Source organism: Streptomyces sp. NPDC001700 (genome assembly GCF_053596435.1).
In genome coordinates this window covers 233,747-258,410 of sequence record NZ_JBSFGE010000011.1, presented here as the reverse complement: position 1 = coordinate 258,410, position 24,664 = coordinate 233,747, and the positions used below count along the sequence as shown (strand labels likewise).

At 68.5% G+C, this 24,664-nt stretch carries 23 protein-coding genes and 3 pseudogenes; 12 read left to right on the top strand and 14 right to left on the bottom strand.

Annotated features, from left to right (window positions below):
* Nucleotides 1–52 precede the first annotated feature (52 nt).
* Nucleotides 53–1,441, bottom strand: coding sequence for an MFS transporter (locus ACWC5C_RS22250; RefSeq protein ID WP_450877771.1), 1,389 nt, complete (start codon nt 1,439–1,441; stop codon nt 53–55).
* A 666-nt stretch (nt 1,442–2,107) separates the two neighbouring features.
* Here ACWC5C_RS22250 and ACWC5C_RS22245 point away from each other — a divergent pair.
* Nucleotides 2,108–2,743 (top strand): RraA family protein, encoded by a 636-nt coding sequence (locus ACWC5C_RS22245; protein WP_385446822.1) that lies wholly within the window; start codon nt 2,108–2,110, stop codon nt 2,741–2,743.
* Nucleotides 2,744–2,880: 137 nt separating this feature from the next.
* Here the strand turns inward: ACWC5C_RS22245 and ACWC5C_RS22240 are convergent, their stop codons facing one another.
* Complete coding sequence (locus tag ACWC5C_RS22240; protein ID WP_450877769.1) at nt 2,881–3,774, bottom strand: methyltransferase domain-containing protein; 894 nt, start codon at nt 3,772–3,774, stop codon at nt 2,881–2,883.
* A 615-nt stretch (nt 3,775–4,389) separates the two neighbouring features.
* Between ACWC5C_RS22240 and ACWC5C_RS22235 the strand changes: the two genes are divergently transcribed.
* Together ACWC5C_RS22235 and ACWC5C_RS22230 are read left to right on the top strand one after the other, a co-directional pair.
* Nucleotides 4,390–4,842, top strand: a complete 453-nt coding sequence (locus ACWC5C_RS22235) for a tetratricopeptide repeat protein (protein WP_450877767.1) — start codon at nt 4,390–4,392, stop codon at nt 4,840–4,842.
* Between the two features lie 14 nt (nt 4,843–4,856).
* Nucleotides 4,857–6,131 carry a glycosyltransferase gene (locus ACWC5C_RS22230; protein WP_450877765.1) on the top strand — a complete coding sequence of 425 codons (1,275 nt, stop codon included), beginning with the start codon at nt 4,857–4,859 and terminating at the stop codon, nt 6,129–6,131.
* An 88-nt stretch (nt 6,132–6,219) separates the two neighbouring features.
* On the opposite strand, the gene ACWC5C_RS22225 is transcribed toward ACWC5C_RS22230, so the two are convergent.
* Nucleotides 6,220–6,507, bottom strand: a complete 288-nt coding sequence (locus ACWC5C_RS22225; RefSeq protein WP_450877866.1) for a hypothetical protein — start codon at nt 6,505–6,507, stop codon at nt 6,220–6,222.
* A 124-nt stretch (nt 6,508–6,631) separates the two neighbouring features.
* On the bottom strand, nt 6,632–7,774 hold the full coding sequence (locus ACWC5C_RS22220; RefSeq protein WP_450877763.1) for an FAD-dependent monooxygenase: 1,143 nt from the start codon (nt 7,772–7,774) through the stop codon (nt 6,632–6,634).
* A 179-nt stretch (nt 7,775–7,953) separates the two neighbouring features.
* Here ACWC5C_RS22220 and ACWC5C_RS22215 point away from each other — a divergent pair, with 179 nt between their 5' ends.
* Together ACWC5C_RS22215 and ACWC5C_RS22210 are read left to right on the top strand one after the other, a co-directional pair.
* Nucleotides 7,954–8,289: an ArsR/SmtB family transcription factor gene (locus ACWC5C_RS22215; RefSeq protein ID WP_450877761.1), complete on the top strand. Its 336-nt coding sequence runs from the start codon at nt 7,954–7,956 to the stop codon at nt 8,287–8,289.
* 290 nt (nt 8,290–8,579) lie between these two features.
* A complete protein-coding gene (locus ACWC5C_RS22210; RefSeq protein ID WP_450877864.1) occupies nt 8,580–9,362 on the top strand; it encodes a transposase family protein in 783 nt (260 codons plus the stop codon).
* A 61-nt stretch (nt 9,363–9,423) separates the two neighbouring features.
* Here ACWC5C_RS22210 and rfbD read toward each other — a convergent pair whose 3' ends face one another.
* The 4 genes from rfbD to rfbA form a co-directional block, all read right to left on the bottom strand.
* Entirely contained in the window at nt 9,424–10,341 is a 918-nt protein-coding gene (gene rfbD, locus ACWC5C_RS22205; RefSeq protein WP_450877759.1) for a dTDP-4-dehydrorhamnose reductase, read from the bottom strand.
* Complete coding sequence (rfbB, locus tag ACWC5C_RS22200) at nt 10,338–11,312, bottom strand: dTDP-glucose 4,6-dehydratase (protein ID WP_450877757.1); 975 nt, start codon at nt 11,310–11,312, stop codon at nt 10,338–10,340. The genes rfbD and rfbB overlap by 4 nt, the downstream gene beginning before the upstream one ends.
* A 1,382-nt stretch (nt 11,313–12,694) precedes the next feature.
* Entirely contained in the window at nt 12,695–13,348 is a 654-nt protein-coding gene (locus tag ACWC5C_RS22195; RefSeq protein WP_450877862.1) for a dTDP-4-dehydrorhamnose 3,5-epimerase family protein, read from the bottom strand.
* Nucleotides 13,345–14,271 (bottom strand): glucose-1-phosphate thymidylyltransferase RfbA, encoded by a 927-nt coding sequence (gene rfbA, locus ACWC5C_RS22190; protein ID WP_450877755.1) that lies wholly within the window; start codon nt 14,269–14,271, stop codon nt 13,345–13,347. Before rfbA ends, ACWC5C_RS22195 begins: the two co-directional genes overlap by 4 nt.
* A 444-nt stretch (nt 14,272–14,715) precedes the next feature.
* On the opposite strand from rfbA, the gene ACWC5C_RS22185 reads away from it, so the two are divergent.
* The gene (locus ACWC5C_RS22185) at nt 14,716–14,976 is read left to right on the top strand and encodes a hypothetical protein (RefSeq protein ID WP_450877753.1); all 261 of its coding nucleotides are present in this window, start codon (nt 14,716–14,718) and stop codon (nt 14,974–14,976) included.
* A 209-nt stretch (nt 14,977–15,185) separates the two neighbouring features.
* On the top strand, nt 15,186–15,743 hold the full coding sequence (locus ACWC5C_RS22180; protein WP_450877751.1) for a cupin domain-containing protein: 558 nt from the start codon (nt 15,186–15,188) through the stop codon (nt 15,741–15,743).
* Nucleotides 15,744–15,957: 214 nt separating this feature from the next.
* Here the strand turns inward: ACWC5C_RS22180 and ACWC5C_RS22175 are convergent, their stop codons facing one another.
* The 6 genes and pseudogenes from ACWC5C_RS22175 to ACWC5C_RS22150 all read right to left on the bottom strand — a co-directional run bounded on the left by ACWC5C_RS22175 (nt 15,958) and on the right by ACWC5C_RS22150 (nt 20,298).
* The gene (locus ACWC5C_RS22175; protein WP_450877749.1) at nt 15,958–16,569 is read right to left on the bottom strand and encodes a vanadium-dependent haloperoxidase; all 612 of its coding nucleotides are present in this window, start codon (nt 16,567–16,569) and stop codon (nt 15,958–15,960) included.
* A gap of 10 nt (nt 16,570–16,579) precedes the next feature.
* Nucleotides 16,580–17,335 carry an ABC transporter ATP-binding protein gene (locus ACWC5C_RS22170; protein WP_450877747.1) on the bottom strand — a complete coding sequence of 252 codons (756 nt, stop codon included), beginning with the start codon at nt 17,333–17,335 and terminating at the stop codon, nt 16,580–16,582.
* Nucleotides 17,311–18,194: pseudogene (locus tag ACWC5C_RS22165) on the bottom strand (ABC transporter permease). Before ACWC5C_RS22165 ends, ACWC5C_RS22170 begins: the two are co-directional and overlap by 25 nt.
* Nucleotides 18,191–18,526 (bottom strand): hypothetical protein, encoded by a 336-nt coding sequence (locus ACWC5C_RS22160; RefSeq protein ID WP_450877745.1) that lies wholly within the window; start codon nt 18,524–18,526, stop codon nt 18,191–18,193. The pseudogene ACWC5C_RS22165 and the gene ACWC5C_RS22160 overlap by 4 nt, the downstream one beginning before the upstream one ends.
* Nucleotides 18,523–18,858 (bottom strand): hypothetical protein, encoded by a 336-nt coding sequence (locus tag ACWC5C_RS22155; RefSeq protein WP_450877743.1) that lies wholly within the window; start codon nt 18,856–18,858, stop codon nt 18,523–18,525. The genes ACWC5C_RS22160 and ACWC5C_RS22155 overlap by 4 nt, the downstream gene beginning before the upstream one ends.
* A 348-nt stretch (nt 18,859–19,206) precedes the next feature.
* On the bottom strand, nt 19,207–20,298 hold the full coding sequence (locus ACWC5C_RS22150) for an LLM class flavin-dependent oxidoreductase (RefSeq protein WP_450877741.1): 1,092 nt from the start codon (nt 20,296–20,298) through the stop codon (nt 19,207–19,209).
* A 394-nt stretch (nt 20,299–20,692) separates the two neighbouring features.
* On the opposite strand from ACWC5C_RS22150, the gene ACWC5C_RS22145 reads away from it, so the two are divergent.
* The 5 genes and pseudogenes from ACWC5C_RS22145 to ACWC5C_RS22125 all read left to right on the top strand — a co-directional run.
* Nucleotides 20,693–21,730, top strand: coding sequence for an aldo/keto reductase (locus tag ACWC5C_RS22145; protein WP_450877739.1), 1,038 nt, complete (start codon nt 20,693–20,695; stop codon nt 21,728–21,730).
* 40 nt (nt 21,731–21,770) lie between these two features.
* A pseudogene (locus tag ACWC5C_RS22140) lies at nt 21,771–22,115 on the top strand (LLM class flavin-dependent oxidoreductase); the annotation flags it as partial.
* Nucleotides 22,116–22,177: 62 nt separating this feature from the next.
* Nucleotides 22,178–22,675, top strand: coding sequence for a hypothetical protein (locus ACWC5C_RS22135; protein ID WP_450877737.1), 498 nt, complete (start codon nt 22,178–22,180; stop codon nt 22,673–22,675).
* Nucleotides 22,676–22,802: 127 nt separating this feature from the next.
* Nucleotides 22,803–24,011, top strand: coding sequence for a S8 family peptidase (locus tag ACWC5C_RS22130; protein ID WP_450877735.1), 1,209 nt, complete (start codon nt 22,803–22,805; stop codon nt 24,009–24,011).
* A gap of 108 nt (nt 24,012–24,119) precedes the next feature.
* A pseudogene (locus ACWC5C_RS22125) lies at nt 24,120–24,618 on the top strand (DUF1684 domain-containing protein); the annotation flags it as partial.
* Between the last annotated feature and the right edge of the window lie 46 nt (nt 24,619–24,664).

Here is a 24,664-nt window from a genome sequence, read left to right as displayed (position 1 = left end):
GTGTCTCCCGGGGTGTTTCAGCTGGGGGGTGTTTTCAGCTGTGGGGGGGGGTTCAGCTGGAGGCGAGGGGCTGGCCCTTGGTCTCTCGTACGAAGGCGATGGTGACCAGGGTGATCAGGGCGGTGAGGATGGAGGCGAAGGCCGGGATCAGGTTGGAGCCGGTCGACTCGATCAGCTCGGTCATCAGCAGCGGGGCACTGCCCCCGAAGATAATCGTGGAGATGCTGAATCCGATGCTGTAGGCGGAGTAGCGCACGGTGGTCGGGAACATCTCGGCGAGGACGGTGTGCACGACGGCGGCGTGGCCCGAGAAGGCGATGGCGAGGACGACGGTGCCGATGCAGGCGAGCCCGAACTCTCCCGTGGTGATGAGCCGGAACATCGGGTACGAGACGACGGCCATCGCGACGGCGGAGAGGGTGAGGACGGGTTTGCGGCCGATCCTGTCCGACAGGCGTGCCATGAGCGGGATACAGACCGCGATGGCGACCAGGCTGAACGCCGTGACCATCAGGGCCCGCAGCATCGAGAAGTTGTGGTCGCCGAGCGAGGTCTTCATGTAGGTGGGCATGTAGACGAACAGCAGGTAGTAGCCGGGGCCGTTGAGCGCGGGGAGGAAGATCGTGAGCACGATCGCCTTGAGGTGGCGCGGGGAGGTCAGGGCGGCCCGCAGCGGGTTGCGCACGACGGTGTTCTGCTCGCGCAGCACCTTGAAGTGCGGGGTCTCCTCCAGCCGGCTGCGGATGTAGAAACCCACATAGCCGAGCGGGACGGCGAGGAGGAACGGTATCCGCCAGGCCCACGAGGTCATGGTGTCCTCGCCGAGCGTCGTGATGAGGACGGCGGAGAACGCGCTGCCGAACATCAGGGCGATGAACGAGCCGACGGCGATGAAGCTCATCATGTAGTTGCGGCGTGCGTCCGGGGCGTACTCGCCGACGAAGGACATGGCGCCGGCCACCTCACCGCCCGCCGAGAAGCCCTGGAGCACCCGGAGGAGGACCAGGAGGACGGGTGCGGCGACACCGATGACGGTGGAGGACGGGATGAGGCCGATGGCCGCGGTGGCGGCGGAGATCAGCACCAGAAGGGTGGCCAGGAGGCTCTTCCGCCCGATCTTGTCGCCGAGGTATCCGCAGATGACGCTGCCGAAGGGGCGGGCGATGAAGCTGACCAGGAACCCGACGTTGGTGAGGAAGAGGTTTCCGGCGTCGGCCTCCCCCATGATGTTGATCGCGAGATAGGTGACGAGCAGGCCGTAGATGCCGTAGTCGTACCACTCGACGAAGGAGCCGATCGCGCCGGCGACGGTGGCCTTGCGGACGACCTTGTCGTTGGCGGCGGCGACGTCGGGTGCCGTCGCGGTCGCGGTCGCACCGGACGGTTCCGGCGCTTCCCCGTGGCGGTCCGATGTTCTGTCAAGCCGGTCTGACGTTGTCATGCGCGTTCACTTTCGGTGTCGCGGACTCCGGAACGGCGTCCTGAGAATCATGCGCTGAGCGGGGTGACTGCCGACAGTCGCTCCTGTGCCGAGGTGCGCTGCCCGTTCCGGCCTTCTGGGGAGGGGGGACGTGGCGACGGGGTCTCGGGGTGGTTGTGTGGCTTCGGTGCTGTTCAGGAATCCGCCCGTACAGGGCCTGCGGGGGCTCGATGCCGGGCAACACCGCCGTGCCGGCCCCCATGGGGTGTGCGCCCGGGGGTGGGGGCTGGGAGGGGACGTCACGGTACGGGGCCGGGGAGCAGCGCCGACATCAAAGTTGCGACTTGAATCGCGAATGAGAATAGATTCGCATTCTCGGAGCGGTCAAGGGTGTGCGTTGCCCCGACGTTAACCTTGCGCTTCGATCCCGCTTCCATACTGGATCGCCAGGATTCTCCCGCCGCCACCTGGCCGGTCCCGGCATCGCACCCGACCGTCGCCGTGGCACGTGGGCGGCGGCCCGCCTCGCCCCGCCTCGCACGTCACCCCTTGTCTCGCGACACGGATGGATGCACACTGGCTCTCGCAAAACGCGAAAGCTTTCGCATTTTCTGCCACGCGCGTCGTCGGCCGTCCCGGCCCACTCCGCCTTCCCCACCCACACCCCACCATCTGGAGGAGCCCGCGATGACTCAGGACAACGTGCGCGTGAACAGCGCGTGGGAGCGTGTCGACGGGCATGTGCTCGATCAGTTCCGCACCCACTCCGTGGCCAACCTCGGCGACGCCCTCGACCGGCTGAACATCGTCGACGGGGGCATCGCCCCCATCTGGAACGGGGCCAAGGCGGTCGGCACAGCGCTCCCGGTCCTCACCGTGGCGGGCGACAACAAGGCCGTGATCGCGGCGCTCGAGCACATCCGCCCCGGTGACATCCTCGTCATCAACGCCTTCGGCTACGACGGCCGCGCCATCATCGGCGACAACCTCGCCCAGCGGTTCGCCGCGTACGGTGCCGCGGGGGCGATCATCGACGGATACGTCCGCGACGCGGCGATCATCGAAGACCTCGGCATCCCGATCTTCGCCCGCGGGCTCACTCCCGCCGGTCCCTTCAAGAACGGACCGGGCACGATCGGCGAACCGGTCGCCATCGGCGGCGTCGTGGTGAACCCCGGCGACATCATCGCCGCCGACGGGGACGGCGTCATCGTCATTCCGCCGCACCGCGCCGACGAAGCGCTCACGTCGGTCAGCGAGATCGTCGCCCGCGAAGCGGCGCTGGACGCCGAGGTCGAAGCCCTGCGGAGCGGGGTCGCCTGACGCCCGCCGAGGTGTCGGGCGGGCGGGGTTCGGGCTGCTCGCGGAGTTGGTCAAGCGCAGCGCGCACCTGCGCGAGCTGCCTGGCCTCCCTCGACGAACGGCGCTGTGGGCAGGTCGGACAACGCCTGGATCCGCACCTACCCGAGTGCCGGAGGGTGCTCGGCTGGACGGCGTCCCCAGGCCGAGATCAGCGGCGCGAGCGTCAGGTCGAGTTGGCCCGCGTGGATGGCGGCCAGGTGCGCGTCGATCTCGGTGTCGTCGGCCAGGCCGGCCGCGAGCAGCTCGCCGCGCACGTGCCGGATGGTCGCCGCCTCCAGCCGGTCGCAGGCCAGCCCGCCGACCGGGAAAGAGCCCGTTGCGGCGACATCTGCCAAGCCCGCCTCACGCAATGCCCGCGGCAGTGTCCGGCCGTAGCGCAGGTCCGCGCCGCGACCCGTCAGCAGCTCCCGGACCGCGTCGCGCAGCCGGTTGGCCCGCCGCTGCGCAGGGCCGCTGTCGTCCAGGCATGCCAGTGGCTGCAGAGCGGTATCGGCGTCCTCGACCAGCAGCCAGCCGCCGGGCCGTAGCGCTGCCGCCATCGTGGCCAACGCGCGGGCCCGGTCGGGTACATGGACCAGCACGAGCCGGGCGTGCACCAGGTCGAACGTCCCCGGCTCCGGGGGCGGATCAGCGGCGATGTCGTGCTGGCGCACCTCGTACCCGTCGCCTGCCTTCAGCCACGACGGGTCGATGTCCGTGGCCAGCACGTGCCCGGTCGGACCGACGGCCGCCGCGAGCGCCTCCGGGATACTGGTGCCACCGGCCCCCACTTCCCAGCAGCGCGAGCCAGCCCTGACCCCGAGGCGATCGAAGTGCCCGCGCGTCACACCGTCGAACAGCTCGGCCAGCCAAACGAATCGCTCACCCGCCTCGGCGCGCGCGTTGTCCAGCAGGTACCCGCGGGCGGGAGCGGAGTCTCCACCGAGCGCGGTGGTCCCGCCTATCGGATCCGGTCGGCCACCGATGCGCGGCGTGCGGGGCGAGGAGGTCATGACTACATGGTCGACCTTCTCAGGCCACCAGCGCCACCAGGCACGGGACAACACGCTGACCGGACTGTCGGCTATGGCGGGTCCGACCTCGAGCTGATGCACGTCCCCGCTGCCGAAGCTCTTCTCTCGTTTGGCGAGTTCGGCTCCGTCAGATGGCGCCCGGACGCCGACCGAGTCGATTGCGCGCCGAGACCAGTCCAGCTGGACTGTACGGTGCGGCTTCGCCCGCGCATCTTTGCGTACATTCGGGTGGTCTGCATCCTGGATTGACTGCCGAATGGTCGGCATCATCAGGGCAGCCTTGTAATCTCGGCGGGCAGTAGGGCGATTCGGACTCCGATTACCGCTGCTTTCACCACGGTTTTCGGTTTCGGTCACCTGAGATCTGGCACGTCCACCGTCCCTCATCATTCCACGAGATGTGACAAAGTGAAACGTAGGACATTGTGGGTAAAGCTCGCCGCGCCGACGGCGGTTGCCGCTGGGGTGGCTGTATGGGTGATTCAGTCCCATTCGGCCGCGCCGCAGAAATCCGCGGGCGCGTCAACGTCGGCGTCGGCGTCGGCGTCAGCGTTGGCGTCAGCGGCTCCGAAGGCCCAAAAGGCGCATGTGCTCATGCAGACCGCCCTTATGCAGGAGCAGCACCATGATTCCGCTGGGGCGGCCCGTACCTACCGGCGCGTCCTGACGCTGGATCCACGCAACAAAATCGCCTGGTACAACCTTGGCGTCCTCGCGCAGCAGCAGGGCAAGGCAGCCGACGCCCGTGAAGCCTATGACAAGGCGCTGGAGATCGATCCGAAGTACGCGTCCGCGCTCTTCAACGAGGCTCTCCTTTGGAAGTCGCGTGATTCCGACCGGGCCGTCGATCTTCTGGAACGGGCTATCGCCGCGACTCCTCGGGCTGCGACGGCCCATCTGCAACTCGGCCATATTTTCGCCGAGCGGGACCGCGATTCGGACGCCGAGGACGAGTTCCGGCGTGCTGTCGCTGCCGACCCCTCGCTCCATTCCGAGGTACCGGAATCGTTCCAGGATGCCGTAAGCCCCACACCGACATCGAACTGAGCAGGTGCCACCAGATGACATCGACTGCAACACCCAGATTCTCGGTCTTCACCCCCAGCCACCGGCCGCGTTTTCTCGATGAGTGCCTGGCGACCCTGCAGGCGCAGACGTGCCCGGACTGGGAGTGGATCGTTCTGCTCAACAACGGAGCCCGGTGGCGGCCGGAGCGCCCCGACGAGCGTGTGCGTGTGGAGATCGCGGACGACGTGCGTGGCGTCGGAGCGGCGAAGCGCAGGGCCTGCGAACTGGCGCGTGGCGAGATCCTTGTCGAACTCGACCATGACGATCTCCTGGCGAAGACGTGCCTGGCGGAGCTGGGCGAGGCGTTCGACGCACACCCCGAGGCTGTGTTCGTCCACAGCAACACCGCGCACGTCACGGAGGACGGGAAGAGGGACGACTCCCGTTTCAACGAGTCGCACGGCTGGCAGTACGAGGAGGTGGACGTCGACGGGCGCAAGCTGCTCCAGGCCATCACCATGCCGCCGACGCCGCACAACGTCGCCTACATCTGGTACGCGCCCAACCATGTGCGCGCGTTCCGCAGGGAGAGCTACGAGAAGGCCGGTGGATACGACGCCACGCGTACGGTCCTGGACGATCAGGATCTGATGTGCCGTCTGTTCCATGTCGGCGACTTCCACCACATCTCCCGCTGCCTGTACCTCCAGCGGATGCACCCCGCGAACACCCAGCGCGACCCGGAGATCAACGCACACATCCAGCGGGAGACGGTCGCCCTGTACGACAAGTACATCGAGGCCAACGCCCTCGCCTGGACCCAGCGGCGCGGGCTGCTCGCGCTGGACCTCGGCGCGGCCCACCGGAAGCCGCCCGGCTATCTGGGCGTGGACCAGTTCCCTGGGGAGGGCGTCGACATCGTCGCGACCCTGCCGGGGAAGCTGGACCTGCCCGACAGCTCCGTCGGCCTGATGCGGGCGGTGGATTTCCTCGAGCACGTGCCCGCGAAGGTGCCGCTGATCAACGAGCTGTACCGGCTGCTGGCTCCCGGTGGCATGCTTCTCACCATGACGCCCAGCTCGGACGGCCGTGGCGCGTACCAGGACCCGACGCACGTCGCCTTCTACAACGAGAACTCGTTCTGGTACTACACGGACAACCAGTACCGCGCCTTCGTCCCCGAGATCGAGGCCAAGTTTCAGCGGTCGCGGTTGGTTACGTACTACCCGACCGAGTGGCACTCGCAGAACAACATCTCCTACGTGGTCGCCAATCTGATCACGATGAAGGAGGGCGCCGAGCGGTGTGGCGGCCCGCTGCTGGTGTAGAGCCCGGGGAGCCGGAAGGCCCCCGCCGGACTGTCAGTGAGCCCTTTCCAACCTCAGGTTGAGGCTCGACGAAGGGCGGGGATGGCCTTCACGATGGCGGTGGCTCGGTTGGTGCTACAGCGGAGTTTCCGCGGGAGGCGCCAGCCTTCAGGGCGGCCATGGCTTGCTCGCCGAGGCAACGGATTCCGGCCTGGGTGCTGTTGTGCCGACGTTGCCGCAGCTTGAGACGCCGCCCGCGGACGGGCGCCCGGGTGGTGCCGTCGGCGCCTCGATACGCCTTGTCCGTCCAGCACTTCACCTCCGCGTCGCGGGTGGTGTAGTCACCGACAGCACCGGTGTCGTGGCGAGCGCCGGGAACGGTGGGTGAGGCCGACAGCAGTCGACCTGCCGCATCGGCGATGGCCTGCCACGCCGGGCTCGTCGGACATGGCGGCGCCGACCCGGTTGGGAGCTACAGGGGAGCTGCGCACCGACCGGTGACCGGTCGGTGCGGGCTCGGTCTACCGGTTCGCGGCTTCGCGAGAGGCGATCCGGTTCGTGCGACCGACCGCGCGGCCCACCGTGTTGCGCACCGCGAGGCCCGGCCGGGTGCGGGGCACCATGAGCCTGGAGAGCAGGCCGACGCGTCGCTGCCGCGGGCCTACCTCGCGGCGGAGCCGCGACTCGTAGGCGGCGAAGGCGCGGGCGTGGTCACCGGGATGGGCGGCGAGCTCTTCTGCGAGGGCGTACGCGCCCGCCATCGCCATGCTGGACCCGTCGCCCAGCAGGGCTGTCGCCGCCGCCGCGTCCCCGAGTAGTACGACCCGTCCGCGGGACCACGAGGGCACCCGGACGGTGGTCAGGGGGTCGAAGAACGGAGCCGGGTGGTCGAGGAACGCCGCCACGAGTTCCGGTGCCCGCCACCGCACGTCGGCGTAGGCGTCGGCCACGGTCTGCTTGTGAAGGGCGATGTTCTTGCGGTCGTGGGGCGCTGGCTGTGCGGCCCGGAAGGTGAAGATCGCGAGCGGGGTGGTCCGCGAGGGGTGGAGGACCAGCATCCGGTTCGGCACGGTCAGCATCGTCATCTCGGTCGGGTCCTCGATGGCGTCGGGTTCCAGCGGGACGGTCGCGCCGTACAGGCCCAGGTCGCTCGCGAACTGCCGCTCGGGGCCGAAGACCAGGCGCCGTACGGTGGAGTGCATCCCGTCGGCACCGACTACCAAGTCGAAGCGCCGTGGCGCGGACCGCCGGAAGGTGACGTCCACCCCGCCTTCATCCTGGTCGAGAGCGGTGACCGTGTCGTCGAACAAGAACTCGGCCTCGGTCTGCGCCGACCGGTGGAGCACCTCGGACAGGTCGGCTCGGGTCACTTCGACCGTCGGAGTCTTGTCCGAGGTGAGCGGGAGTCGCAGGATTCGCCTGCCGCCGGGGTCGAGCAGGGTCAGCGACCGATTGCGGGTGGCGAGCCCGCGGAGCTGCGGGAGGATGCCCATGCGCTCGGCGACCGGGATCGCGGGCCCCTTCACGACGATCGCGCTACCACCGGAGCGCAGCTGCCGGGCGTGTTCGACGACCGTTGGCCGGTATCCGTTCCGGGAGAGCCAATAGGCGAGTGCGGGCCCTGCGATTCCGGCACCGACTATCAGCACCTCGGGCTTCTTCATGACGATGACCTCTCGGAGTGTCGATGACCAGGCCCCCGGTGAGTGCCGGGGCCGGGGCTCAGGGCGCGGCGGCACGGGGCAGCACGACCGGACCAAGGTACGAAAAATTTCGTACCTCCATACCTCAGTGGAGCACGCCCTTCAGGTACGATGCAAGTCGTACCTGAAGGGAGTGCCGCATGGCCGGGAAGAACCTGGACGGCCCGGAGGCCGATGCGCTCGATCTGGGTGCGGTGTTCCGTGCCCTCGCCGACGAGCACCGTCGTTCGGTGATGACGGAGCTGGCCACCGACCGCAGCGACGGCGAGCGGGGCTGCAACTCGTTCGAACTTCCGATCTCGAAGCAGACCCAGACCCACCACTTCCGGGTCCTGCGCGAGGCAGGTCTCATTGACGAGATCGACTACGGCAACCGCAAGGGCATCCGACTGCGACGCGCGGACATCGAGAAGAGATTCCCCGGGCTGCTCACGCTCCTGGGCGCAGAGTCCCCGGGCGGTACTGCTCCTCGCTGAGCACACCGGAGGGGAGTCCGAGTCGGCCCTGAGCCGCGAGCTCGGCCGAATCCAGCTCGCGCCGCTCGCAGGTAGCCGAGCACGACGCGGGCACGAATGGGATCGGTGTCGCTTCAACCACCGTCCCGCGCTCGTGATCGGCGCCGAACTCTTCCGCACACTCCCTCACGCCCACACCCACTGAGGTTTCCTTAACCTGCGTGCGGAGCAGGGCCACTGGGGGGGGTGAGGGTGGGGTCCGGGCGTGGAGAAGCTCCTGGTAGACGGGTGCGTATCGAGTCCAAGCCATCCTGCCAGGAGCTTTCCGCACGCTTGTCTACCCAGCCGGGGTCGATCTGTCCACCTCCGCTCTGCGCTTCCTCGCCCGTGAGTTGACCGCACGTCGTCTTGCGCAAGGGACACGATGGCGCCGGCTGGCCGCCGGACGGCAGGCACTGCTCGTGCTGGCTCATCTACGATGCGGCCATACCTACGCCCAGCCCGCCGCCGGATTCGGCGTGGGCACCACCACCGCCTACCGGTACATCGCCGAGGCCGCCGACATCCTGGCCGCTCTGGCGCCAACCCTCGCCGAGGCGGTGAGGACAGCCTCCGGCAAGGCGTTCGTGATCCTGGACGGCACGTTGCTGCCGATCGACCGGATCCCCGCCGACCGATCCTTCTGCTCCGGGAAACATAAGAAGCACGGCATGAACGTGCAGGTGATCGCCGACCCGGCGGGACGGCTGCTGTGGGCCTCGCCCGCGCTGCCGGGATCTGTCCACGACATCAAGGCCGCGCGAACCCACGGCATCATCGGTGCCCTGGCGGGGACCGGGGTGGATTGCTGGGCCGACAAGGGCTACCGGGGCGCCGGCGGCACCGTGCGAGTTCCCTACTGGGGGCGCTGGGAGACTCTTGCCCCTGGCCAGCGGGCCGTCAACTGCTCACACTCGAAGATCCGTGCACTCGTCGAACAGGCCATGGCCACCCTCAAAACCTGGCGGCTCATGCGCAAACTGCGATGCTCTACCAGCCGTATCACCAGCCTCGTCCAGGCCGTCCTCACCCTGCACCTGACATGCACAAACTGAGGTTGGAAAAGGCTCAGTCAGTCCGGCGGGGGCCTTCCGAGTCCAGTGGCGTCACGCTCGTTCAGATCGGCAGACGTCCGCCGCTCATCCGCGCCGCGTCGGCCAGGGCGTCGAAGGGCGGCGTGCCAAGGGCCGTGGCCAGTTGCTCGTCCCACGGTGGGAGGGGTGCGAGGCCGGAGCGGGCCCAATTGGCGTGTCCGAGTACACCGAACGCCGGGCGGGCCGCCGGGCGCGGGAACGTTTCCGAGCCGACCGGGCGGATCCGCGCGGGGTCGAGGCCGCTGAGGCGGAAGGTCTCACACGCCAGGCCGTGCCAGGTGGTGTGGCCCGCCGCCGTGCCGTGGTAGATGCCTGCGGGAGCCCGCTCGGCCAGGGCGGCGCGGCCGAGGAGGGCCAGTTGCCGGGCGAGCGCGCGGGACCAGGTGGGCTGGCCGTGCTGGTCGGCCACCACGTCCAGGGTTGTTCGCCGGGTGGCGAGTTCGAGCATGGTGGCCACGAAGTTGCGGCCGTGGCCGCCGTAGAGCCAGGCGGTGCGCACGATGTAGCCGGTGCGCGGCATCAATTCGGCGACCGCCCGCTCCCCCGCCAGTTTGCTTCGCCCGTACGCGTTGACGGGCCCGGTCGGTGCGTCTTCGGGGTACGGCCGGTCGGCGTTGCCCGGGAACACGTAGTCGGTGGAGATGTGCAGCAGGACGGCACCGCTGGCCGCGCAGGCGCGTGCGAGGTGGCGGACACCGGTGGCGTTCACCGCGGCGGCCTCGGCCTCGGCCTGCTCGGCGCCGTCGACGTCCGTCCAGGCGGCGCAGTTGACTACCACGTGGTGTCCCGCGACGGCCATGTGCAGGGCGGCCTGGTCGGTGATGTCGAGTTGGTCGCGGCTCGTTCCCGTCACCGTGGCGTCCGGGTCGGTGGCGAGTTCGGCCAGCATGTCCTGACCGAGCATTCCGCGCGCACCGGTCACCAGCCAGCGCGTGGTCATCGCGGCTCGACCCGCGCCTTCAGCGGCTCCCACCAGGAGCGGTGTTCGCGGTACCAGGCGATGGTGGCGGCCAGCCCGTCCGCGAAGTCCGTCTGCGGGGCGTAGCCGAGACGTTCGCGGATCTTGCTGTCGTCGAGCGAGTAGCGCAGGTCGTGGCCCTTGCGGTCCTCCACGTACGCGACCCGCTCCCAGTCGGCGCCGACCGCGTCCAGGAGCAGCCCGGTGAGCTTGTGATTGCTCAGCTCGGTCCCGCCGCCGATGTGGTAGATCTCCCCGGCCCTGCCGCCGTGCAGGACGAGGTCGATGCCCCGGCAGTGGTCGGAGACGTGCACCCAGTCGCGGACGTTGCGGCCGTCTCCGTACAGGGCGACCGCCTTGCCGTCCAGCAGGTTGGTGATGAAGAGTGGGATGAGCTTCTCGGGGAACTGGTACGGCCCGTAGTTGTTGGAGCACCGGGTGACCACGACGTCCAGGCCGTGGGTGCGGTGGTAGGCGAGCGCCAGCAGATCGGAGCCTGCCTTGGAGGCCGAATACGGGGAGTTCGGCGCCATCGGGCAGTCTTCGGTCCAGGAGCCTTCGCTGATCGAGCCGTACACCTCGTCCGTCGACACATGGACGAAGCGGCCGACGCGGTGCCGAGCGGCCGCGTCCAGGAGCACCTGCGTTCCCATCACATTGGTGCGGACGAACGGACCGGCCCCCTCGATCGACCGGTCGACGTGTGACTCGGCGGCGAAGTGCACCACCGCGTCCTGGCCCGCCATCACGTGGTCGACCACGTCTCGGTCGCAGATGTCGCCCCGGACGAAGCGGTAGCCGGGGTGGTCCGCGATCGGGGCCAGATTGGCCTCGACGCCTGAGTACGTGAGTTTGTCGAGGACGGTGATCCGTGCCGTCGGGTCCGACGTCAGCCGTTGGCGGATGTATTCGGACCCGATGAATCCGGCACCGCCGGTCACGAGGATGCGCATGGTTCTCCGAGGTGGCTTGCTGCCCGAATCGCGGGCGGAGGATGTCTCATTGGCCCGGGGTACCCGGCTTGGTCCAAGGCGCGAGGCCGCGCTTTCGCCCCCCGGACGGAACGGCGGCGGTACCCGGGAAGCCGAGGCTCTCGGGCACCGCGTTCAGTACCAGGTGAAGAGGACTGGTACCGCGCCGCGTTCAGTGAAGGTTACGTAGCCGGCGGTGTGAAGCAGACTACGTAGGCCTGGACACCGGCTGCGTTGACGGTTGCGGCCTGCCACCCCGTGGCAGGGTTGCCGACCGCGAAGTTGCCGTGGATGGTCTGTCCCTGGCTTCCCGCCTGGAATCCACCGCCGGTAGCGACGTCGGTGGCTCCCGGGCAGGTGGCGGTCGACGTCGTACCCAGGGCGCCGAGGACAACGGAGAAGTTGCCCAAGCCTGCGGCCGCCCCCTGGTCACCCTGTGCGCCCTGGGCACCTTGAGTGCCCTGTGCGCCTTGAGTGCCCTGTGCGCCTTGGGCTCCCTGAGCACCTTGGGCTCCCTGAGCGCCCTGCGTCCCTTGCTCACCCTGGGCTCCCTGGGCTCCCTGAGCGCCTTGCGCTCCCTGGGCTCCCTGGGCCCCTTGCTCGCCCTGAGTGCCCTGGGCTCCCTGAGCGCCTTGCGCGCCTTGCGCTCCCTGGGCCCCTTGCTCGCCCTGGAATCCCTGGAACCCCTGGAATCCCTGGGTGCCCTGCGCACCTTGGGAACCCTGCGTGCCCTGAGAGCCCTGTGCACCCTGGGCTCCCTGCTCGCCCTGGGACCCCTGTGCACCTTGGGATCCCTGCGTGCCCTGGGTGCCCTGGGTGCCCTGGAATCCCTGGGGCCCCTGCGGACCCTGGAATCCCTGGGGGCCCTGCGGCCCTTGCGGACCCTGGGGGCCCTGCGGACCCCGACCCTTGTCGTGGTCGTGGTCGTGGCCCTTGTCGTGGTCGTGGCCATGGCCATAGTCATGGTTATGGTTGTGGTTGGTGTAAGAGCGCATGGCGCCGTTCGGGCCGGGCAGCTCCACGCTGCTCTCCCCGCCGGAACGCTGGATCGCGTCAGCGACGGCCGCCGTACTCGAAACCATGTTCAGCATGACGGCAACCGCGCCTGCCGAAACCATCGTGGCGGACTTCAAACGAGAAGCCCGCCCAGTTCTACGGCTCACTGGAACCTTCCTCACAAAGCTGGGAGTGACGACACCGCAAGGAGTGCCCGCGGCGTCCGTAGTCATGGACGGAGCCATCTTTCACTCTTCACCGTCGGAAGATTCTCCCTATGCTCGCGTCATACGAAGAATCACTCATACGGCCGCAGCATGCAGGAAGGCGCGCCAAAACTCCTCTGCGAACGGGGGGTTGTTGAGGTATCAACCAACAAGACCGTCATCGACAGCGTCGACCCGCTGACGAAGCTTGGTCACCTCACGTGCCGCGGAGAGACTTCTGCGGTACGCCTGGCAGGCCTCAAAAGAAGGCAGCATTCCTTGCCGCTCGGCTTCGTCCAGCGTGGGGGCCGCCGCGTCCTTCTCGGAAAGGAGTGGTGTGAGGTCCTCAGGCCACGCAATGGCCAACGTCGGATCGAGCGGGTTGATGCCGTGTTCCCGCTGTGGCGCGTATCCCTGTGAACACAGGTAGACGATGGTGGAGTTGTCGTCCAGCGCCATGAAAGCGTGGCCCAGTCCTTCCGAGAGGTAAATACCGCGATGCGTCGTGTCGTCGAGCCGCACCGCCTCCCAGACCCCGAAGCTCGGGGAGCCGGTACGGATGTCGATCACTACGTCGAGGACGGCGCCGCTGACGCACGTGACGTACTTGGCCTGGCCGGGCGGAACCGAGGCGTAGTGGATGCCTCGGAGAGTGCCGCGAAGGGAACGGGAGCAGTTGGCCTGCTCGAGCTGGAACCCCTGCCCGACCGAACCGTGGAATCTCTCGTTCTTGAACCACTCGTGGAACCGTCCCCGGTCGTCCACGAACACCCTGGGCGTGTCCACCCAGGCCCCTTCGATGCTAAGTGGTCTCACGTGCTTACTCCCTGCCATCGTGCGTTTCCGCTGCCGCGCTGGGGCAGGACCGTGTGCCGGGAGTTTTCCAGCAGCCCCAGAAGGTAGTGGCCGTATCCGCTCTTGAGCAGCGGCTGGGCCAGGTCTCGGAGCTGATCGTCGTCGATCAGACCGGCCCGCCAGACCGTCTCCTCGATGCAGCCGACCTTGAGGCCCTGGCGCTCTTCCATCACCCGCACGAATTCCGAAGCGTGGACCAGGGAGGCGAAGGTCCCGGTGTCGAGCCATGCGGTGCCCCGGTCGAGCTGGGTGACGCGCAGCGCTCCGGCATTGAGGTGAATGCGGTTGAGATCCGTGATCTCCAATTCGCCCCTCGCGCTGGGCTGCAGGCCGCGCGCGATGTCCACGACGTGGTTGTCGTAGAAGTACAGTCCGGGCACCGCGTATCGGGACTTGGGCCGGGTTGGCTTCTCCTCGATGGACAGCGCCTGGCCCTGCTCGTCGAATTCCACGACGCCGTAGGCCGAGGGGTTGGCGACCGGGTAGGCGAATACTCTGCCGCCTTTCAGATCGTCCTGGTGGGCGAGCTGTGTGCCGAGACCGCTCCCGTGGAAGATGTTGTCGCCCAGAATCAGAGCGACCGACTCATCGCCGATGAAGTCCGCCCCTACCAGGAAGGCATGCGCAATTCCGGCCGGGCGGTCTTGTGCCGTGTATTCCAGCCGCAGGCCCAGTTGACTGCCGTCGCCGAGCAACCTGCGGAACTGGTACTGGTCTTCGGGGGTGGTGATGATCAGAATCTCCCGAATTCCGGCCATCACGAGCGTGGAAAGCGGGTAATACAGCATGGGTTTGTCGAATACCGGCAGCAGTTGCTTCGATACCGATCGGGTAAGCGGCCACAGTCGCGAGCCGGTACCCCCGGCCAACAGAATTCCGCGCATAGCGCCACTGTAGGACAATCTTCTACGAATATGGCTGTTCGTGCTATTTACGGCGTGTCCAGCCTTGGTCTTCGGTCGTCAACGGCGCGGGCCCGGGATCGGCACCCGCCACCGCTGACCGCGCCCATAGGAGCCGAATATTGGCCTTCCCTTAACTAAGCGCTGGAGCAACGCTGGCTCTGCCCTGAACCGATGGCGACTAGCGTGGTCGGCGGCCGCGTCCCATTCCGTGTGACTCCAACAGCGTCGTCACGTCGGCTTCCAGGAGGAGATGTGTCATCCGATACCGGAGCCCAAAACCCGTCGTCTCCGTTACCGGACCACCATGGGGAGGATGAGGCGAGGAACGACGACGCAAGCGTCTGGGACCGCTTGAGGGGCCACAAGACCACGATACTCACCGGGGCCGGTGCCGCTCTGGTCCTCACCGGATGTGTCCTGGCCATGTCAGCGATCATCGACTCGGCCTCCTTCTCCTCTGGCAGCAGGCAGCCCTCAGGAGGAGGGGCCTCGATCACCGCCCCTCCGAGTCAGGAGGACGAACGGCCTCCCCCGACCGGCTCCACCACTCCTCAACCGTCGACCAGCAGCGCTTCAGCTGGCCCCTCGCAGTCCGATGACGAGGATGAACGCGAAGACAGCGATGACGACGAAGACGATGTGGATGATGCCGATGATGTGGACGATGTGGACGACGACGAATAGGCGCGTTGCAGGGGGCTGACCCGGCCTGGCTTGGTCAGGTGGCGGGCGGAGCGGCGAGGCTGACCGCTGTGGCGAACGTCGCCTGCGCTCGAGGCGGTGGTGCGCAGAGTGCGACGCGGTATGTCTCACTCATCGGCGCCGGTGAGGGCGGTGGCCAGTGGGGTGGTCATCTTGACGTCCTTTGGATCGGCTCTCTACGGTCGGCGCCCATGCCCTCCTCCCCCGCTTCGCCCCAGTCCGGCGGCACCCCCGCGCCCCAGAACGACGCCTTCCATCCTGATCTCCACGACCACCCCGAAGGCGGTTCCTCGCTGCCGCTGCGTGCGCGTCTGCACCACATCCGCGCCGACGCCCTCGACGGCGACACCGCGCAGTCCGGGGGCATGCGGCGCTTCGCCGCGATCAGCGGTCGCAGCGTCGGCTCGGAACGCATCTGGATGGGCCAGACCCATGTCGCCCCCGACACCGCGTCCTCCAACCACCACCACGGGGCCTCCGAGACGGCGATCCACGTGGTGAAGGGGCACCCGGAGTTCGTCTTCCTCGACGACTCCAGCGGCACGGCCGAGGAGATCCGCATCCGCACCTCGCCAGGTGACTACATCTTCGTGCCGCCGTACGTTCCGCACCGCGAGGAGAACCCCAGCCCGGACGACGAGGCCGTCGTGGTGATCGCCCGCAGCACCCAGGAGGCCATCGTCGTCAACCTGCCGGAGCTGTACGTACTCGACACCACGCGGCCCGGCACGGCGCCCGGCAGCGACTGACGCCGGGGCGACGGAGGTGGTGTTCACCGGAACGGAGAAGAGCCGCCCCGACTCGCGCGCAGCGCATGGGCGGCCACCTTCTTGCCGAGGGTGACGCCTGCCTCGTCCGCGGAGCGGGTGTGGATGCCCGAGAAGATCCGCGCGTCGACGTTTTCGGCCGTCAGCTGACGCCAGCCCGTGTACGCGCGGGTGACCCCCGGCGCGGTGGAACGGGTCAGCTCGAACGGCGCGGTACGCGGACCGACGAGCGCGGACAGTATCTCCTCCGCCGCTCCCGAGTAGGTGTTGTGGCCGCTCGGGTAGTCCGGATGGCCGGTGTGTCGTGCAGCGGTGTCCAGTGCGGGTCGTTGTCGATCGCGCCGGTGCGGATCGCGGTGACCGGCCGCCAGCGCTGATACGCGTACTTGGTGTCGGAGGTCGCGATCTGCGTGTCCACCGACGCGATGTGGAACAGGGCCACCAGCTTCGCCCGCTCCTCCAGCGACGCCGCGGAGCGCGCCAGCGCGACTCTCAGCGGCTCGGTGTAGAGGGCCAGCGAGGAGCCGTACCAGAAGTTCGCGGTCTGCGTCTGGCACGCCGAGCGCTGGGTGCTGTCCGCCGAGCCGTAGGCACGCACCTCGGCCAGGTCCGACCGGTACGTCCGGGAGTCCAGCGCCGGAGGCGGCCCGAGCCGGAACTGGTCGGCACCCGGGAGTACGAACGGCCGGGCGAGGCGGTTGCCGTACTGCGTGGCGGGAGCGTGCGAGGGCGGTGTCGGCTGCCGGGTCCAGCGTCCGGCGGAACGCGCTGTCCAATCGAGGAACGGTCGAGTGATGATGTGGCTCACCGGAAAACTCCTAAAGGGTGTCGGGTCCGTCGACGCCCAGCCGGGCGAGCAGCCGGATCCGCAGCGCGGCGTACTCGGGGGTGCCGTGCGATCGCGGTGCCGGAAGCTTCACGGCGAGGTCGGCGGCGATCCGGCCCTCGTCCAGGACCACCACCCGGTCGGCGAGAGCGATCGCCTCGTCCACGTCGTGGGTGACCAGCAGTACGGCGGGGCGGTGGCGTTCGCACAAGCGGGCCAGCAGCGCGTGCATGCGGGTCCGGGTGAGCGCGTCGAGCGCGCCGAAGGGTTCGTCCGCGAGGAGCAGTTCGGGCTCGCGTACCAGGGAGCGGGCGAGCGCGACCCGCTGCTGCTCACCGCCTGACAGCTCCACGGGCCAGGCGTCCTCCCGCCCGGCCAGGCCCACCTCGTCGAGCGCCGTGCGGGCCCGTTCCTCGGCGTCCGCGCCCGTGAGGCCCAGGCTGACGTTGGCCAGCACCCGCTTCCACGGCAGCAGCCGGGCGTCCTGGAAGACCACCGACACATCGGCGGGCGCGCTCGGTGGGCCTTCGCCGCCGGCGTCGTGGTCGAGTCCGGCGAGCGCCCGTAGCAGGGTGCTCTTGCCGGAGCCGCTGCGGCCGAGCATGGCCACGAACTCCCCGGCACGCAGGGTCAGATGGAGCCCGTCCAGCACGGTGCGGGTGCCGAAGGCCCGTACGAGCCCGTCGATGCGGACGGCCACGTCGGTTTCCCGGGGGGTGGCGGTCAGTCCGCCAGTGTGCGTCGCCATGACAGGGCCTTCCTCTCCACGAGCCGTACCAGTGCGTCGGAGAGCAGCCCGAGGAGTCCGTACACGACGAGCCCGACGGTGATGATGTCGGTCTGCCCGTAGGTGCGCGCGAGCCCCATCATGTAGCCGATCCCGCTGGTGGCGTTGACCTGTTCGACAACGGCCAGGGCCAGCCAGGCGGCGGTCACGGCGAAGCGCATCCCGAGAAGGAAGCCGGGCAGCGCGCCCGGCAGCACGATGTGCAGCAGGAAGCGCGGGCGGCTCAGCCCAAGCGTCTCGGCGAGTTCGACGTACCGGCTGTCGATGGTGCGCAGCCCGTTGTGGGTGTGGATGTAGATCGGGACGAAGGCGCTGAGGGCGATCGTGATGACCTTCATGGACTCCCCGATGCCGAACCACAGGATCAGCAGCGGTATGAGCGCGATGGTGGGAATGCCCCGCTTGATCTGCACGGGACCGTCGATCACTCCCTCGCCGAGTCTGCTGAGCCCCGCGAGCAGCGCCAGCACGAGCCTGGCGGCCACTCCGTACGCCAGACCGGACAGGGCACGCTCGGCGGATGTCCACACGTTGGTCTGGAGCCTGCCGTCCGCGATGAGGTCGCCCGCCGTCGTCACCACCGTCCAGGGGCGGACAGGTTGCGCGCGTCGATGAGGCCGGTGGCCGAACCACCCGCCCAGACCGCGAGCAACAGAACGGGGCCGAGCGCCCTGCCGTAGGGGATGGGCCGACCGGGACCGAGGCGGCGTCGCGCGCCCCAACGCCCGTCGGCTCCGTCCGTTGTCACCGTTGTCACTGTCTTGGCCGTCTTCGCCGTCTTGACCAGCGACAGTCGCCGGTCCGTGACGTCCGTACTCATCGTGGCTTGCCTCCATGCGCGATCGCGTCGGCGGCTGCCGACTCGTACCGGCGATCGAAGAGGATTCCCGCGTCGAACTTCTCCTGGCCCGTCTCCTTCGCCAGCAGGTCGACCGTCTTCTGCTGGCGCTCGATGGCGGACGTCCAGTCTGCCGGGATGTCCGGATGGCCGTTCTGCTTCACCAGGTATGCGCCGTCCGCGCGGGTGAGGCCCTGGTCCTTGACGTAGTAGCCGTCGATCCATTGCCGCGGGTGCTGGTCGACCCAGACCTCCGACCGCGCCCAGAACTTGATGAACTCCCTGATCGCGGCGGCCTTCTGCGGATCGCTCACGGACTCGGTCGGCGCCCACAGATGCGCGGGATCGTCGCGCAGCCCGTGCTGGATGGTCTTCCCGCCGTCTTCGCCGTACTTGTCGGGGTACGGATGCGCAGCACGAGCGCGCCCTGGGCCTGCCCCGGGCTGTACGCGATCTTCTTGCCGCGCAGGTCCGACAGGGTGTCGACGTCCGCCCCGGGAGCGATCCCCAGCTCGTAGACGGGGTGCTTCAACGGGTCCTCGCGGAACACCGCCGCCACGAGTTTGGTGTCGAGACCGGTCCAGTGGGCGTGTATCGACGGGATCTCCGCCGAGGCGCACACGTCCAGGGAATGCGCGCGGAACACCTCGGAGCACTGCGGCCCGCCACTGATATTGGCCCACTTGACCTTGAAGGGAAGCTTTTTGATCTGCCCCGAGAGCTTCAGCGCTACCTGAGTTCCGGCGCCCCGATGGTCATCGTCGTGTCCGCTTTCACCTTCTCCGGAATCTTGATGTGGGCGACGTTCTTACTGTCGGCGGTGGTCGATGAGGGCCTATTGGCACAGCCGACCAGCGGCAAGGTGCAGGTCAGGAAATACGTTCGCGCGGCGTCAAGAGAGGGTCAAGTGGCGGGGTCGCATTAACGGAAGGCGGCAATGACAACTTCGTGTGGATGCCATGTGCGTGTTACACGTGCTCGCCGCTCGCCCCGACTACGTCGTTATCGCGTCGAAGTTCCGATCGTCTCGCAGCTTGTCCAGCAGGTGGTCTCCGACGCGGCTGATCTCCTGCTTGTACGGGGTGTCGGAGAGCACGAAGTGGGTGATCCCGAGCTTGCGGTAGCTGTTCAGGGCCGCGGCGACGTCGTCGGCGGATCCGACCAGCCACGTGGTCCCCGCTCCCCCACCGCCGAAGGTGCCGGGGGTGGTGTACAGGCAGGTGTCGAGGACCTCGCCGCGGCTGGCGAGGTCGAAGAGGCGCCGCTGCCCGACTGCCGTCCTGCGGTTCCCCGTCCAGTTCGTCTTGCCCGCACCGGCTGCCATCTTGGCGACCTTCTCCTCGGCCGCGCGCCACGCCTCCTCGGTGGTGTCGCGTACCAGTGTCGTGATCCGCAGCCCGAATTCGAGCGGCTTGTGGCTGCGGCCCACCTGGTCGCTCAATGCCTTGAGCCGGGCGATGCGTTCGGCGACCCCGTCGAGTGGTTCGCCCCAGAAGAGCTGCACATCGGCCTCGCTCGCCGACACCCGCTCGGCGGCCGCGGACGCGCCACCGAAGTAGAGCGTCGGATGCGCCCGGGAGTCGGTGGCGTAGGGGCGCGGTGCCACCGTTGACCCGGTGACTTGGAAGTACTCACCGTGGAAGGTGACTTCCTCCTCGGTCCACAGGCGCCGCAGGAGACGCAGGAACTCCTGTGTGCGGGCGTACCGTGCGTCGGATTCGGTGGTGGTGTCGCCGTACGCGGCGGGGTTGTCCAGCCCGCTGACGATGTTGACGAGGACGCGTCCGCGGCTGAGCTGATCGAGCGTGGCCGCCGCGCCTGCGAAGTTCGCCGGGTGCCAGTAGCCGGGGCGGATCGCGATCAGCGGTTTGAAGTGTGTGGTCCGGGCGGCCAGTGCCGTGGCGACGGTGAAGGTGTCCGGACGCCCCCAGCCGGTGCCGAGCAGTGCGCCGCCCCAACCGTGCTCTTCCGCCGCGCGGGCGAGGTCGGTCGAGTACTCGATGGATCCCCAGCCGGATGTCGTGTCGTCGCCGCGGTGGCCCGGTTCGACGGTATTGGGTATGTACCAGAGAAATTCCAGGCTCATGAGGGATCCGATCGGTGCTTGACCAGTGCCGTACGCGACACGGCCGGGCGGGTCGTGAGCAGGACCTCACACATGCGATCGAGTTTCTGCATGATCATTCGGAATGTCAATGAGCCCCCGGCGGCCTCTCGACGCATCGTCGTCCGCAGTCCAAGACGTGGTTGACATGGGTTATCGGGCCACCTCAGACTCACTTCCCATGACCTCGGACCCGCTGCTGACCAGTGAACGCTGTGTCGACCTGCTCAGGGTTTCCAGCGCGCGGTGTTGATGGCCCGGGCGTTTTTTGAACACGCCCCGGAATCCTGTTTTCCTCACCCCTCTCATGTACTGAGATGTGGGCTCGGTCCGCGCTGACCGCTGCCCTCACACCTTCTGAAACGGATACGGATTCATGGCATCCACCGGCTCCTTCGAGACCACCTACCAGGCGGCGGACGACCGCTACGAGAAGCAGGAGTACCGCCGCGCCGGCAACTCGGGGCTCGACCTGCCCGCCTTCTCCTTCGGCCTGTGGCAGAAGTTCGGCACCGACCACCCCTACGCCACTCAGCGTGAGATCCTGCTGCACGCCTTCGATCTCGGCATCACCCACTTCGACAACGCCAACCGCTACGGGCCGCCGCACCGGGCGGCCGAGAAGGTCTTCGGCAGGGTGCTGCGCAAAGACCTCGCGCCCTACCGGGACGAGCTGATCCTGTCGACCAAGGCCGGTAACCCGATCGGGCCGAGCCCCTATCTCAAGGGCGGCTCCCGCAAGTCGCTGCTCACCTCGCTCGACCACAGCCTGCGCGATCTCGGCACCGACTACGTCGACATCTTCTACAGCCACAGCCCCGACCTCTCCACCCCGCTGGAGGAGACCGTCGGCGCGCTGGTCACCGCGGTGCAGTCCGGAAAGGCGCTGTACGCCGGAATCTCCAACTACGCCCCCGAGCGCGCCCACGAAGTGGCCGAGTCGCTCCGCCGGGCGGGGGTCCCGCTGCTGATCCACCAGCCGAGGTACTCGATCTTCGATCGCCGACCGGAAACCAATGGCCTGCTCAAGCTCGCCGCCGAAGACGGCTTCGGGCTCGTCGTGTACAGCCCGCTCGCCCAAGGCCTGCTGACCAACAAGTACCTCGACGGCACGATCCCCGAGGGTGCCCGGGCTCAGAACAGCACCTTCCTGACGCCGGACGCCATCGACGACACCTACCGCGAACGAGCGACGGCGCTGGACGGCATCGCCCAGCGGCGCGGACAGTCACTGGCGCAGCTGGCGCTGCAATGGGTGCTGCGGCAGCCACAGGTGACCAGTGCGCTCATCGGCGCCAGCTCCACCTGGCAGCTGGACCACAACCTCAAGGCGCTGGAGTTCCCGCCGCTGACCGATGAGGAGCTAGCGCTCATCGACCGACACGGCGTCCACGGAACGGGCGTCCGTGTCTGAGACGACCGGCCGACCGCGACGCCACCACCGGGAGCCCCGCGTGAGCAAGCCCGTCAAGCAGGTTCATCTCGGCGCCGCGTTCCCCGGTGTGAACAGCCACACCGTGTGGAGCGATCCGCGCTCGGGCAGCTTCGACCTGGATGTCGTCGGCAGGCCCGACACCCTGACGGTGCTGAACACGCTGGCGGCGGTCACCGACCGCATCGGACTGGCCGGGACGATCAACGCCACCTTCAACGAACCGTTGGAGCTGGCACGGCAGTTCGCGACCCTGGACCACCTCTCCGGTGGCCGGTCGACGTGGAACGTGGTCACCTCCTCGGACGCGTTCACCGGCGAGAACTTCCGCCGGGGCGGCTTCCTCGCCCACGCCGACCGCTACACGCCTGATGCTGGTCGGCGTGCTGGCCCTGGTGGCGATGGCTCCCTTCATCCAGGCGCCGTCGAGTGGCCTCGATCGCCGCCTCGCTGGTGCTGACGATGTTCCTCCAGGACGGCCGGGGTCTTCCCGCCCTCGCCGCCGCCGCGGTCACCCTGCCCTCGGCGGTGGCGATGGGGCTCACGTCCGCGCTGGCCTGGCGCGTGGTGCGGCGCCTCGGGCAGCACGCGGTGACGGTCGGCCTCGCGCTGGGCATGGGCGCTCTGCTGGCGAGCGGCCTGGCCGCGCTGTGGGTCCCGGCACCGCTCCTCCCGGGCGTTCTCGCCGTGACCCAGTTCTGCACGGGCGCCGCCTCGGGGCTGACGGTCTCTCCCAACCAGGCACTGGTGCTGCGCCACGCCCCGCCGGAGGCCGCCGGGGTGGCCGGAAGGACGTCTGCGCTCCGCCCGAACCGACACCGGAGCCCGTACGTAGGGGTGATGACAGGTACATTGCCGTGGGTGACGGCACATGACGCACCACATGGTGTGCGTGTCATGTGTATGACATGCCTTGCTCTCCGCTGACCGCCCGGCGAATCCTCGACGAAGCCGGAAGCGTCACCGTGCGCTCCCGGCCAACGCTCTACCCCAACACCCCCCATAGAGCGCGCACGCACCACAGCGCGCCACCGATCGAGGAGGAACCCTCGCGATGGCAGTGATGCGTACCACCAAGCGGCGGATCGCCGCAGCAATCGCCGCGACGGCCGCGGCCGCGTGCGTCGGCGCGGGCACGGCGCTCCCCGCCCACGCCACACCGGCCGAAGGCGCGGTCCTGCACGCCGCCGCCGCGGACGCGGTCCCGGGCAGCTACATCGTCACTCTGAAGAAGGCGGCGGGCCTGAAGGCCTCGTCGGCCCAAGGCAAGGAGGTCGTCTCCAGACACGGCGGGGCGGTGACGCGCACCTTCACCACCGCGCTGAACGGCTACGCGGCCAAGCTCGGCGCCACCGAGGCCAGACGGCTCGCCGCGGATCCGGCCGTCGCCTCCGTCGAACAGGACCGTACCGTTCACGCCGACGCGACCCAGACCAACGCCCCCTGGGGGCTGGACCGGGTCGACCAGGCCAACCTGCCGCTGAGCAGCACGTACACCTACCCGGACAGCGCCGGAAGCGGTGTGACGGTCTACGTCCTGGACACCGGTGTGCGGATCTCGCACGCGGAGATCAGCGGCCGGGCGTCGTACGGCTACGACTTCGTGGACAACGACACCACGGCGCAGGACGGCTACGGCCATGGCACCCACGTCGCCACGACCGCCGCCGGGACCACCTACGGTGTGGCCAAGAAGGCGAAGGTCGTGGCGGTCCGGGTGCTCGGCAACGACGGGTCCGGCACCACGGCGGGTGTCATAGCGGGCGTGGACTGGATCACCAAGAACCACTCCGGTCCGTCCGTGGCCAACGTGTCACTCGGTGGCGGCGCCAGCACCTCCCTGGACACCGCGGTCAGCAACTCGATCGCCTCCGGCGTGACCTACTCCGTGGCCGCGGGCAATTCGGGCGCCAACGCCGCGAACTACTCACCCGCCCGGGTTCCGGCCGCCCTCACCGTCGGCGCCACCACCAGCGCGGACGCCAGGGCGAGCTACTCCAACTACGGCTCGGTGGTGGATCTCTTCGCCCCGGGCTCGAACATCACAGCGGGCTGGAACAGCTCCGACACCGCCACCTACACCGGCAACGGCACCTCCTTCGCCGCTCCGCACGTCTCCGGCGCCGCGGCCATCTACCTCTCCGGCCACGCCACCGCCACTCCGTCCGAAGTGGCGAGCACGCTGGTGAGCGGGGCCACCTCGGGCGTCCTGTCCGGCATCGGCACGGGCTCGCCCAACAAGCTTCTCAAGGTCGTTCAGTGATGCGACACCACGCGTATTGACCGACTGCCGCCCGCCGGGACCTCTCCCGGCGGGCGGCAGCACGCACACCCCTCCGGCCATCAGCGCCACGTTCCCGCAGGAGCACACATGACCGTCCAGCATCCCGCCACCGACAGCGGCACGTTCACCGCGGAATGGGAGGCGTGGCACCACCGGCAGGTGTCGGCACTCGCCCACGAGCACGGATTCCTCGCCATCACCGGCCTGCAAACTCGTCGTCGACGGCACCGAGATGCACGGACGGCACACGTTCGGCGCCATCCCGGAGCGCGGCGGTGTCAACGCGGGCTGGGGGGATGCGGTGATCGAGATCGCCAAGCGTGGCGGCCACGATCTGATCCGACCGCGCCACCCTGACCATCCGCTGCGTACCGCGTTCACCGGAACGCCCGCCTACGCGCCGGACCCGCGCTGGGTGGTCACCAGCGGCTACACCCCCTTCGACGAGCCGCGACCGACCACCGTGGGCGCTTCCGTCGAGGGGCTGCAACACGTCTACAACGCCCCCGGACGGATCGGCTTCCAGCTCGATGGCCGGGCGCTGAGCCTGACCGCGTTCAACGGGCGCACACCGGGCAGCCTCCTGGCTCCCGGCCGCGATCGAGGCCGGTGAGCAGATCCCGTACGAGCGG